Here is an 11,979-nt window from a genome sequence, read left to right on the forward strand (position 1 = left end):
GCTGCGCTTGATCTGCCTCACCGGCGGCTGCGCGGCGCCTACTACGATGGCGGAATGTCCACTTTCCGCCGCACCCGTTACGGGTCGACCTACTTCTTTACCGTGATTGCTTTCCGGCGGCGTCCCATTTTGTGCGACGACGCCGTCCGTCACGCGCTGCGGGATGCCTTGGTGCGGACCCGGGCTCGCCTGCCGTTTACGGTGGATGCGATGGTGCTGCTGCCGGATCATCTGCATTGCATCTGGACGCTGCCGGAGGACGATGTCGACTATTCGTCACGCTGGGCGCAGATCAAGCATCATGTGTCTTACCTATGCCGCGAGCGGTACGGCGACTTCGCGCAGACCAAGTCAAACCAGCGCCGGGGCGAATCCGCGATCTGGCAACGTCGGTTTTGGGAACACACGATACGGGACGAAGCGGACCTGGAACGCCATGTCGATTACATTCATTACAACCCGGTCAAGCATGGGTTGGTCGACCAAGTAGCGGCATGGCCGCATTCGACGTTTCACCGTTACGTGCGGAATGAGATTTATCCGGTGGATTGGGGAGGGACGGATGCCGCGCGTGGAATGATGTTGGAGTGACGCGGAAGCAGGTTGGACGCGTGGACGGCAGAGCCGTCCACCCTACAGCAAAGGTTACCAATGATCGTAGGGTGGACGGGTTCCCCGTCCACGCGTTCAACCATCGCATGCGGTGGCACGGGTTATTCCCCACCCTCCGTACCCAACATCAGCTGCGCCGCCTCGCTCGGCAGCGCCTCCACCGACTTGAGCTTGCGCGCCATCTGCCGGCTGCGCACCTCGGCGGTCTCGATGTTCTTGGCCGCCTTCTCCAGGGTCGCCTTGGTGGTCGCCAGCACGTCGCCGAACTTGGTGAACTCGGTCTTGACCGCCCCCAGCACCTGCCACACCTCCGACGAACGCTTCTCCAGCGCCAGGGTGCGGAAGCCCATCTGCAGGCTGTTGAGCAGCGCGGTCAAGGTCGACGGCCCGGCGATGGTCACGCGCAGGCTGCGCTGCAGCTCGTCCGCCAGCCCGGGCCGGCGCATCACTTCCGCATACAGGCCCTCGGTCGGCAGGAACAGGATCGCGAAGTCGGTCGTCTGCGGCGGCGACACGTATTTCTCGCAGATGGTCTTGGCTTCGCCGCGCACCGCGCGCTCGAGTTCCGCACCGGCGCGGGTCACGCCTTCATGGTCCGCGCACTCCGCCGCTTCCAGCAGGCGCTCGTACTGCTCCTTGGGGAACTTGGCGTCGATCGGCAGCCACAGCGGCGGACCGCCATCGACCACGCCCGGCAGCTTGATCGCGAACTCGACGCGCGCGTTCGATCCCGCCACCGTCTCGACGTTCTTCGCGTACTGCTCCACCGTCAGCACCTGCTCGAGCAGCATCTCGAGCTGGACTTCGCCCCAGGTGCCGCGCGTCTTGACGTTGGTGAGCACCCGCTTGAGGTCGCCCACGCCGATCGCCAGCTGCTGCATCTCGCCCAGGCCCTGGTGCACCTTTTCCAGCCGCTCCGACACCTGGCGGAAGGATTCGGTCAGGCGCGTCTCGAGGGTCGCGTGCAGTTTCTCGTCGACCGTCTGGCGCATCTCTTCGAGGCGCTTGGCGTTGTCGCTCTGCAGGTCGCGGATCTTGCTCTCCAAGGTGCCGCGCACCTCCAGCATGCGCTGGGCGTTCGATTCGGTCAGGTTCGCCAGGGTCTGCTGCATGGTGTCGGCGAAGCGCTTGAGCGCGCGCGCCTGCTCCTCGCGGCCGCTCGACGAATGCAGCTGCATCTGCTGGCGCATGCTGTCGAGCTGCTGGACGGTGGCGGCGTGGTACTGGCCCAGGTGCGAGGCCAGTTCCTGGCGCGTGCCCTGGGCGCTCGACTGCAGCTCCAGGCGCAGCTCGCGCTCGACCCGTTCGAAGTGGCGGCCATCGTCGTTGCCGGCGCGCGCGCGCAGCAGCAGCATGAGCTGCAGGCCGGCTACGACGGCGACGCCCAGCAGGAGCAGCAATTCAGCAATCGTCATGGTGCTTAGTCAGCCTTGTTCCGCATCCAGTCGGCGGTCTGGTAGAAGGACTGCATCAGGCGCAGGCGCAGTTCGTCGTCCCAGCCCAGGTCTTCCATCGCCAGGGCCATGGCGCGCAGCCACTGGTCGCGCTCCCTGGTGCCGATCGCGAACGGCAGGTGCCGTGCGCGCAGGCGCGGGTGGCCGTAGCGTTCGACGAACAAATCGGGCCCGCCCATCCAGCCGGACAGGAACATGAACAGCTTCTCGCGCGAGCTGTCGTTGGGTTGGGGGTGCATCGCGTGGATGCCGGCGAATTCCGGCTCCAGTTGCATCAGGTCGTAGAAGCGGTCGACCAGTTCGCGCAGGCGCTCGGCGCCGCCGATGACTTCGTACAGGGTTTGCGGTTCAGACATGCCGCCATGATAGCGCAGCCGCCGCGGCCCGTGGCCACAGCGGCTGCGGAAGTGTTGCTCTTAGGCTTCGCGCAGGGTCTGCAGCGGCGGATGGCGCAGCACCCCGCGCAATCCCAGCCAGCCGCCGACGATCGCGCACAGCGCGCCCACCACCAGCCCGGCCAGCCACACGCCCGGCTCGAACACCCAGGGGAACTTGAACTGGTAGGTGGCGAGCACCCAGCCCAGCGCCGCCGCGCCGCTCGCGGCCAGCAGGCCGGCCAGGCCGCCCACCAGCAGGAACTCGATGCGCTGGGCCTGGGCCAGCTGCTGCCTGGTGGCGCCCAGCGCGCGCAGCAGGCCGGCCTCGCGGGTGCGCTCGGACTGCGATCCCATCAGGGCCGCGTACAGCACCAGCACGCCCGAGGCCAGGGTGAACAGGAACAGGAATTCCACCGCCGTCACCACTTGGTCGAGCACGTCCTGCAGCTGGCGGATGATGCCGGAGACGTCGATCACGGTCAGGTTCGGGTAGGCGCGCGTGAGACTGTTCGCCACGCGGCTGCCCACGGCGCCTTCCTGCTTCAGGTGGAAGGCGGTCATGTAGGTGGTCGGTGCGTTCGCCATCGCGCTTGGATTGATGATGACGAAGAAGTTGGCCCGCATCGAACCCCACTCCAGCTTGCGCAGGCTGGTGATCTTCGCGTCCACCGGCAGGCCGCCCATGTCGAAGCGCATCACGTCGCCCAGCTTGAGGCCCAGGGTCTTGGCGATGCCCTGCTCCACCGAGGCCTCGGCCACGCCCGGCGCATCCTTGTACCAGCTGCCTTCGACGATCTCGTTCCCCTGCGGCGCCGCCAGCATCGTGGACAGGTTGAATTCGCGGTTGGCCAGGCCGCGCGCGCGGTCTTCCTGGTAGGTGTCGCGCGTGACCGGCTTGCCGTTGATGGCGGTCAGGCGCCCGCGGATCATCGGGTACAGCACCGGCTCCCTGACGCCGGCCGCGCGCAGCTGCTGCTCCACGCCGGTCTTCTGCTCGGGCAGGATGTTGATGATGAAGCGGTTCGGCGCATCGACCGGGGTCGCCACGCGCCAGGCGTCGATCAGGTCGCCGCGCACCACGGTCAGCAGCAGCAGCGCCATCAAGCCCAGCGCCAGTGACACCACCTGCACCACGGTGGCGCCGGGGCGACGCTGCAGCGAGGTGACCGCGAAGCGCCAGCCCTGGTGCCGGATGCTCCCGCGCAGGCGGCGCAGCAGCTGCAAGCCGAGCCAGGCCACCAGCGCGAACACGCCGAAGGCCCCGATGAAACCGCCCGCTGTCATCAGGGCCAGCATCGGGTCGCCCGCCTGCCACAGCAGCAGCGCCAGGAACACGCCCACACCCAGGCCGTAGGTAGCCAGCGCGGCCGGGCGGGGCGCGGCCTGCTCGCGCCGGATCACGCGGTTGTGCGGCACGTTCCGCAGCTGCAGCACCGGCGGCAGCGCGAAGCCGACCAGCAGGAGCATGCCGGTGGCGACACCCTGCAGCGCCGGCAGGAAGGACACCGGCGGCAGCTCGGTCGGGATCATGCTTCCCAATAGCTGGAGCAGCACGAAGTGGGCCGCGAAGCCGACCAGCACGCCGGCCAGGCTGCCCGCCAGGCCGACCAGGGCGAACTCAAGCAGGTACATGGCGCCGACCTGGTTCTGGGTCATGCCGAGGCAGCGCAGCATGGCGCAGGCGTCCAGGTGGCGCTGCATGAACCGGCGCGCCGCCATCGCCACGGCGACCGCGGCCAGCATCGCCGACAGCAGGCCGACCAGCGACAGGAAGCGGTCGGCGCGGTCGAGCGTGGCGTTCATCTCGGGCCGGCCGTTTTCCAGGGTCTCGATGCGCACCCCCCTGACGTTGCCGTCCTTGATCCGTGCGCGCAGCCAGCGCTCGTAGTCGCGCACGGGCGCCACGTCGTTGGCCGAGGCCGCGGCGACCTGCATGCGGAAGGTCACGCGGGCGAAGTCGTCGACCAGGCCGGTGGCCTTCAGGTCCTCGAGCGCCATCATGACGCGCGGCGCGAAATTGACGAAGTTGGCGCCCTTGTCGGGTTCCGCGGCGATCAGCTGGGCGATGCGCAGGCGGCTCTCGCCTAGCTGGATGGTGTCGCCCACCTTGGCCTGCAGCGCCGGCAGCAGGTTGGCGTCGACCCAGACCGTGCCGGGCTGCGGTGTGGCGCGCGTCTTGCGGCCGATGGCGGCGCCGGCGTCGTCGGGATTGGTGGTGATGCTCAGCTGCCCGCGCAGCGGATAGCCGCTGGAGACGGCCTTGATCGAAGCCAGCTGGGCGCGCGAATCCTCGCCCTCGCCCGCCTGCGCCATGCTGGGGAAACTGACGGTATCGGCCAGCAGCAGGCCGCGCCGCGCGGCTTCCTCGCGCCACGCGGGCAGCACCGGGTTGTCGGCGTTGACCAGCAGGTCCGCGCCCAGCATCTGGTGGGCGTCGCGGTTCAAGCCGGTGCGCAGGCGGTCGATGAAGAAACCGACCGACGACAGCGCGGAGACGGCGACGATCAGCGCCACGAGCAGGAAGCGCAGCTCTCCGGCGCGCCAGTCGCGCGCCGTCATGCGAAGGGCCTGGGTGAACATGGGCGGACCTTATGCGTTGGCGAAGAAGGCGTCGACCTCGGCCAGCCAGGCGCGCTTGCGCTCCGGCTCGACGAAGGAAGCCGCGAAGCTGTTGCGCGCCAGCTGGCGCGCGTGGCTTTCGTCGAGCGGCAGCGCGGCGAAGGCGGCCAGGAAGTTCTGGTTGATGTAGCCGCCGAAATAGGCCGGGTCGTCCGAATTGACGGTGGCGGCCAGGCCGGCGTCGAGCAGGCGGCGCAGGTTGTGCGTGTCCATCACGTCGAACACGCGCAGCTTGATGTTCGACAGCGGGCACACGGTCAGCGCCATCTGCTCGCGCGCCAGGCGCTCCACCAGCTCCGGGCTTTCCAGGCAGCGCACGCCGTGGTCGATGCGCTCGACGTTCAGCACATCGAGGGCGCTCTCGATGTAGGCTGGCGGCCCCTCCTCGCCCGCGTGGGCCACCAGGTGCAGCCCGAGCTGGCGCGCGCGCTCGAACACGCGCGCGAATTTTTCCGGCGGATGACCGACCTCGGAGGAATCCAGGCCCACGCCCACGAGCTTGTCGCGGAAAGGCAGCGCTTCCTCGAGGGTGGCGATGGCTTCGTCCTCGGACAGGTGGCGCAGGAAGCACATGATCAGGCTGGCGCTCACCGGGCTGTCCTGGCAGGCGCGCCAGATGCCGTTGATGACGGTCTCGAAGGGCACGCCGCGCGCGGTATGGGTTTGCGGGTCAAAGAAGATCTCGGCATGGCGCACGTTGTCGGCATGGGCGCGCGCCAGGTAGGCGGCGGTCATGTCGTAGAAATCCTCTTCCTCGAGCAGCACGCTGGCGCCCGCGTAATAGATGTCGAGGAAAGATTGCAGATCGCTGAAGTCGTAGGCCTGGCGCAACGCGTCGACCGAGGAATAGGCCAGCGGCACGCCGTTCCTTTGCGCGAGCGCAAAGATCAGTTCGGGCTCGAGCGATCCTTCGATATGGATATGCAATTCCGCCTTGGGCATTCCCGTCAGGAGCGTACGCAGACGTTCGTCGAGCATGGTTTTCTCCGGCAATCTAACAATTCATGAGTGGTCAGGTAGGACCCGGCCGACAAGTGTAACGCATGCGCGCCGCCCCCTTCGCCAGAGTGAAAAGCGGGCCCGCGCACGCCTGGTTCGCGTGCGCCACATGTTGAGCAGATCGTGCAATATCGGCTCACAATGTAAGGAAGAAAATGACGATAAAGCGGAGCATGGAAACGCGGCCGATCCGCCTTCCCCACCGCTCTGGCGCGGCGTCCCGGCAGCCTGCGAAACGCGCTGCCGCAGCGCTGCAAAAACGGCAATTTTGCCTAATGAATCAAGCACTTGAATCAGCCACACCAGACCACGACACACTGCTTTGACTTCGGGAACTAATAGGCACATAATAAATTTCACAAACGCAAAAAAAGACGCTCTCCAACCTGCGGGAGAACCGGACAGGGCCGCTCAGGACCACACCGGGACAACAATAAATCGCGCCAGGAAGACGGCGCCGGCGATCCCGGCTCCGCGCATGGTGCGACCGACAAGGAGTACGCCAAAAAAGAAACCGGGGCTTGAGGCAGCCTTCGATGACGGGTTGCCATGACAGTGATCGTTGTTAGCACATTAAAGGACACACAAATGAGCATCTTTGACAACTACGCAGCCCGCTACGAGCGCACCCGGGAAGAGGAGTACTCCATGACGGAGTACCTGCAGCTGTGCAAGAAGGATCCGCTGACCTATGCCAGCGCCCCGGAGCGCATGCTTGCGGCGATCGGCGAACCGACCCTGGTCGACACCCGCCTCGATCCGCGCCTCTCGCGCATCTTCGCCAACAAAGTCATCAAGATCTACCCCGCCTTCCGCGAGTTCTACGGCATGGAGGAAGTGATCGAACAGGTCGTTTCCTATTTCCGCCACGCTGCCCAGGGCCTGGAAGAGCGCAAGCAGATCCTGTACCTGCTGGGCCCGGTCGGCGGCGGCAAGTCGTCGATCGCCGAGAAGCTCAAGAGCCTGATGGAGCACGTGCCTTTCTACGCGATCAAGGGCTCGCCCGTGAACGAGTCGCCGCTGGGCCTGTTCAACGAGGAAGAGGACGGCACCATCCTCGAGGAAGACTACGGCATCCCGCGCCGCTGCCTGCGCACCATCCCCAGTCCCTGGGCCGTCAAGCGCCTGCACGAGTTCGGCGGCGACATCAACAAGTTCCGCGTCGTCAAGCGCTACCCGTCGATCCTGAAGCAGGTCGCGATCTCCAAGACCGAGCCGGGCGACGAGAACAACCAGGACATCTCTTCCCTCGTCGGCAAGGTCGACATCCGCAAGCTCGAGGACTTCGCCCAGGACGATCCGGACGCCTACAGCTACTCCGGCGGCCTGTGCCTGGCCAACCAGGGCCTGATGGAATTCGTCGAGATGTTCAAGGCCCCGATCAAGGTCCTGCACCCGCTGCTGACCGCCACCCAGGAAGGCAACTACAAGGGCACCGAGGGCTTCGGCGCGATCCCCTTCGAAGGCATCGTGCTGGCGCACTCGAACGAGTCCGAATGGAAGACCTTCCGCAACAACCGCAACAACGAGGCTTTCCTCGACCGTATCTACATTGTCAAGGTGCCCTATTGCCTGCGCGTGTCGGACGAGGTCAAGATCTACGACAAGCTGCTGCGCCACTCCTCGCTCGACAAGGCGCCCTGCGCGCCCGGCACCCTGCGCATGATGGCCCAGTTCGCCGTGCTGTCGCGCCTGAAGGATCCTGAGAACTCCAGCATCTATTCCAAGATGCTGGTGTACGACGGCGAAAACCTCAAGGACACCGATCCCAAGGCCAAGTCGCTGCATGAGTACGTCGACTACGCCGGCGTGGACGAAGGCATGAACGGCCTGTCGACCCGCTTCGCCTTCAAGATCCTGTCCAAGGTCTTCAACTTCGACAATACCGAAGTGGCGGCCAATCCGGTGCACCTGCTCTACGTGCTCGAGCAGCAGATCGAGCGCGAGCAGTTCCCGCCGGAGACCGAACAGCGCTACCTCTCCTATATCAAGGAGCACCTGGCCCAGCGCTACGTCGATTTCATCGGCAAGGAGATCCAGACGGCCTACCTGGAAAGCTATTCCGAGTATGGCCAGAACATCTTCGACCGCTACGTTACCTTCGCCGACTTCTGGATCCAGGACCAGGAGTTCCGCGACCCGGACACCGGCGAGAGCTTCGACCGCGAATCGCTGAACGCCGAACTGGAGAAGATCGAGAAGCCGGCCGGCATCTCGAATCCGAAGGATTTCCGAAACGAAATCGTCAACTTCAGCCTGCGTGCCCGCGCCACCAATGCCGGCAAGAATCCGGCATGGACCAGCTACGAGAAGTTCCGTAGCGTGATCGAGAAGAAGATGTTCTCGAATACCGAGGAACTTCTGCCTGTCATTTCGTTCAATGCGAAAGCGAGTGCCGAGGATGCGAACAAGCATGCCGACTTCGTGGCGCGCATGGTCGAGAAGGGCTATACGCCGAAACAGGTGCGGCTCCTGTGCGAATGGTACCTGCGCGTACGTAAGTCTTCGTAACGCGGTGGCCGCCCTCCGCGCAGGCTGGCCGCAGGCCGCCAGCCGTGCCGGAGCGCAGCCGGACCTGCGGGATGTTGCAGGCAGCGCGAACGCGGACCCGATTCCGCACGTGCCGTGCACGCCCGATTGCGCAGCGTATTAAGATAAGGGTGCCGCAGATGCGGCGGCCCCGCGCCGGGGCGCTGTCCGGTCCCGCGCACTTTCAGCAGGAGGCCTGTTTTGACTTACCTCATCGACCGTCGCTTGCAAGGCAAGAACAAGTCAGCGGTCAACCGCGAACGCTTCCTGCGCCGCTACAAGGCGCAGATCAAGGACGCGGTGGGCCGCGCGATCAAGGGCCGCTCGATCACCGACATCGAGAACGGCGAAAAGGTCTCCATTCCCGTCAAGGACGTGAACGAACCTCATTTTGGCCACGCTCACGGTGGCGTCTGGGAAACGGTCAACCCGGGCAATACCGAGTACCAGAAAGGCGACCAGTTCAACCGCCCGCGCAGCGGTGGCGGCGGCTCCGGACGTGGACGGGCCGGCAACAGCGACCAGACCACCGAGGACGACTTCATCTTCGAGCTGTCGCGCGAAGAATTCATGAATTACTTCTTCGAGGATCTCGAGCTGCCGAACATGGTCAAGACGCAGCTGACCCAGACCATCGAGTACAAGAGCCAGCGCGCCGGCTACAACGTGTCCGGCACCCCCTCGAACATCCACGTGCTGCGCTCGCTGCGCGGCGCGCTCGGGCGCCGCATCGCCGTCGGCGGTCCCGCCCGGCGCCAGCTCAAGGAAGCCGAGGAAGAACTGCAGGCCCTGCTCGACGCGGGCGCGCCCTCGGACGACGAGATGGTGGTCGAGCTCAAGGACCGCATCCACCACCTGCACATCCGCCTGAATGCGATTCCCTTCATCGACCCCTTCGACCTGCGCTACTCGAACCGCATCAAGGTGCCCAAGCCCAGCACCCAGGCCGTGATGTTCTGCATCATGGACGTGTCCGGCTCGATGGACGAGACCCGCAAGGACACCGCCAAGCGCTTCTTCATCCTGCTCTACCTCTTCCTCAAGCGCGTGTACGAGAAGATCGAAGTGGTCTTCATCCGCCACCATACGGCCGCGGCCGAGGTCGACGAGAACGAGTTCTTCCATTCGCGCGAGTCGGGCGGCACGGTGGTGTCCTCGGCCCTGCACCTGCTGCAGAAAGTGCTGGCCGAGCGCTACGGCAGCGCCGACTGGAACGCCTACGTGGCCCAGGCCTCGGACGGCGACAACTGGGACAACGACTCGGTGCTGTGCAAGCAGCTGCTGGGCAGCGGCATCATGCCTCGGGTGCAGTACTACACCTATGTCGAGATTACCGACGGCCCGCCGCAGAACCTGTGGGAACAGTATTGCGAAGTGGCCGCCCAGCACCGCAACTTCGCGATGCAGAAGATCGTGACACCGGCCGACATCTACCCGGTATTCCGGGAACTGTTCAAGAAACAGGCCAAGTAGAAGGAGGCCCACATGCCAGATGACCGCACCAACCCGCGCGCCCTGCCCGAACAGTCGGAGTGGACCTTCGACCTGATCGAGCAGGCGCACGAGGAAATCAAACGGGTGGCCAAGCGCTACGGCCTGGATACCTACCCCAACCAGCTCGAGATCATCACCGCCGAGCAGATGATGGATGCCTATACCTCGGTGGGCATGCCCGTGTCGTACAACCACTGGTCCTTCGGCAAGCATTTCCTCTCCACCGAGAAGAGCTACCGCCGCGGCCAGATGGGCCTGGCCTACGAGATCGTCATCAACTCGAATCCCTGCATCGCCTACCTGATGGAGGAAAACAGCCTGACCATGCAGGCCCTGGTGATCGCCCACGCGGCCTATGGCCACAATTCCTTCTTCAAGGGCAATTACCTGTTCCGCACCTGGACCGATGCCGACGCCATCGTCGACTACATGGTCTTCGCCAAGAACTACATCGCCGAATGCGAGCAGCGCTACGGCATCGACGCGGTCGAGGAGCTGCTCGACTCCTGCCATGCGCTGCAGAACTATGGGGTGGACCGCTACAAGCGGCCGGCCAAGCTTTCGGTGGCCCAGGAAATGGCGCGCCAGAAGGAGCGGGAGGAATACGCCCAGTCCCAGATCAACGCCTTGTGGCGCACGCTGCCGCGGCGCGAGGAGCAGATCGCGGACACCGCGCCGGTCCGCTTCCCGCCCGAGCCTGAGGAAAACCTGCTCTACTTCATCGAGAAGTACGCGCCCCTGCTCGAGCCCTGGCAGCGCGAGCTGGTCCGGATCACGCGCAAGATCTCGCAATACTTCTATCCGCAGCGCCAGACCCAGGTAATGAACGAGGGCTGGGCCACGTTCTGGCACTACACGATCCTGCAAGACCTGTACAAGGAAGGCATCGTCGGCGACGGCTTCATGCTGGAATTCCTGCAGAGCCATACGAACGTGGTCTACCAGCCCCCCGCGACCAGCCCCTACTACAGCGGCATCAATCCGTATGCCCTGGGGTTCGCGATGATGACCGATATCCGGCGCATCTGCGAAGACCCGACCGACGAGGACAGGACCTGGTTCCCCGACATCGCCGGCAGCGACTGGCTCAAGACCCTGGACTTCGCGATGCGCAATTTCAAGGACGAGAGCTTCATCGCCCAGTACCTGTCGCCCAAGCTGATCCGCGACTTCCACTTCTTCGCCGTGCTGGACGACGACCGCAACGACAAGCTGACGATCTCGGCCATCCATGACGACCAGGGCTACCGCTACGTGCGCCAGAAGCTGGCCGAGCAGTACAACCTGGGCAGCCGCGAGCCGAATATCCAGGTCTGGCAAGTCAATACACGCGACGACCGCGCCCTGACCCTGCGCCACACGCAATTCAACCGGCGTCCGCTGAACCAGCAGGCCCAGGAAGTGCTCAAGCACGTCGCCCGCCTGTGGGGCTTCGATGTGAAACTGGAAACCGTAGACCCGAGCGGCCACGTGGTCAGCTTCCTTGAGTGCCGCCGCGAAAAGCGCGGCCGCTGAGCGGCGCAGCGCTCGGCTTCCCGCCCTCGCCCACCCGGCGGCACATGCCGCCGGTTTTTCACTGGCGCCCGCATCCGGCCTGTCGCTCTCGCTCTCCGAGCCCTCGAGCCCGGCCCGGATACTATATATATAGACTGGCCGCGCCAGCTTCGCGCCCAGGCAGCCTCCTCCCGGCCACCACCACAGGATGGGCGGCTCCCAGACATCGCCCGCTCGGCAATCAGCCGTAGGGTGGACGGCTCCTCCCTCCACGGGCCCAGCCAGCGCTGCCCGGCCACCAGCCGTAGGGTGGGGGGCCGCCCCCCCCCCCCCCCCAAAAAAAAAAAAAAAAAAAAAAAAAAACAAAAAAAAAAAAAAAAAAAAAAAAAAAAAAAAAAAAA

The 11,979-nt window shown here is 64.9% G+C and carries 8 protein-coding genes; 4 read left to right on the forward strand and 4 right to left on the reverse strand.

Annotated features, from left to right (window positions below; genetic code table 11):
• Positions 1–54: 54 nt before the first annotated feature.
• A complete protein-coding gene (locus tag KBW98_RS19120; protein WP_211521755.1) occupies positions 55–591 on the forward strand; it encodes a transposase in 537 nt (178 codons plus the stop codon).
• 122 nt (positions 592–713) lie between these two features.
• Here the strand turns inward: KBW98_RS19120 and KBW98_RS19125 are convergent, their stop codons facing one another.
• Genes KBW98_RS19125 through KBW98_RS19140 form a run of 4 tightly spaced genes read right to left on the reverse strand, consistent with a single transcriptional unit; the run spans position 714 to position 6,040 of the window.
• Positions 714–2,027, reverse strand: a complete 1,314-nt coding sequence (locus tag KBW98_RS19125) for a DNA recombination protein RmuC (RefSeq protein ID WP_211521756.1) — start codon at positions 2,025–2,027, stop codon at positions 714–716.
• Between the two features lie 5 nt (positions 2,028–2,032).
• A complete protein-coding gene (locus KBW98_RS19130) occupies positions 2,033–2,422 on the reverse strand; it encodes a group II truncated hemoglobin (protein WP_211521757.1) in 390 nt (129 codons plus the stop codon).
• Positions 2,423–2,482: 60 nt separating this feature from the next.
• Positions 2,483–5,023 (reverse strand): ABC transporter permease, encoded by a 2,541-nt coding sequence (locus KBW98_RS19135; protein ID WP_211521758.1) that lies wholly within the window; start codon positions 5,021–5,023, stop codon positions 2,483–2,485.
• Between the two features lie 9 nt (positions 5,024–5,032).
• Positions 5,033–6,040: an adenosine deaminase gene (locus KBW98_RS19140; RefSeq protein ID WP_211521759.1), complete on the reverse strand. Its 1,008-nt coding sequence runs from the start codon at positions 6,038–6,040 to the stop codon at positions 5,033–5,035.
• 609 nt (positions 6,041–6,649) lie between these two features.
• On the opposite strand from KBW98_RS19140, the gene KBW98_RS19145 reads away from it, so the two are divergent.
• The 3 genes from KBW98_RS19145 to KBW98_RS19155 all read left to right on the forward strand — a co-directional run bounded on the left by KBW98_RS19145 (position 6,650) and on the right by KBW98_RS19155 (position 11,599).
• Positions 6,650–8,572: a PrkA family serine protein kinase gene (locus KBW98_RS19145; protein ID WP_211521760.1), complete on the forward strand. Its 1,923-nt coding sequence runs from the start codon at positions 6,650–6,652 to the stop codon at positions 8,570–8,572.
• A gap of 219 nt (positions 8,573–8,791) precedes the next feature.
• A complete protein-coding gene (locus tag KBW98_RS19150; RefSeq protein WP_211521761.1) occupies positions 8,792–10,063 on the forward strand; it encodes a YeaH/YhbH family protein in 1,272 nt (423 codons plus the stop codon).
• Positions 10,064–10,075: 12 nt separating this feature from the next.
• Positions 10,076–11,599 carry a SpoVR family protein gene (locus KBW98_RS19155; protein ID WP_211521762.1) on the forward strand — a complete coding sequence of 508 codons (1,524 nt, stop codon included), beginning with the start codon at positions 10,076–10,078 and terminating at the stop codon, positions 11,597–11,599.
• Positions 11,600–11,979: the final 380 nt, after the last annotated feature.

Source organism: Massilia sp. ST3, assembly GCF_018119405.1.
Classification (GTDB): domain Bacteria; phylum Pseudomonadota; class Gammaproteobacteria; order Burkholderiales; family Burkholderiaceae_D; genus Telluria.

Bases quoted from the DNA above. Each gene is read 5' to 3' on its own strand.
- KBW98_RS19135 (WP_211521758.1), bottom strand. From the start codon at position 5,023: ATGTTCACCCAGGCCCTTCGCATGACGGCGCGCGACTGGCGCGCCGGA.
- KBW98_RS19155 (WP_211521762.1), top strand. From the start codon at position 10,076: ATGCCAGATGACCGCACCAACCCGCGCGCCCTGCCCGAACAGTCGGAG.
- KBW98_RS19120 (WP_211521755.1), top strand. From the start codon at position 55: ATGTCCACTTTCCGCCGCACCCGTTACGGGTCGACCTACTTCTTTACC.
- KBW98_RS19130 (WP_211521757.1), bottom strand. From the start codon at position 2,422: ATGTCTGAACCGCAAACCCTGTACGAAGTCATCGGCGGCGCCGAGCGC.
- KBW98_RS19140 (WP_211521759.1), bottom strand. From the start codon at position 6,040: ATGCTCGACGAACGTCTGCGTACGCTCCTGACGGGAATGCCCAAGGCG.
- KBW98_RS19125 (WP_211521756.1), bottom strand. From the start codon at position 2,027: ATGACGATTGCTGAATTGCTGCTCCTGCTGGGCGTCGCCGTCGTAGCC.
- KBW98_RS19145 (WP_211521760.1), top strand. From the start codon at position 6,650: ATGAGCATCTTTGACAACTACGCAGCCCGCTACGAGCGCACCCGGGAA.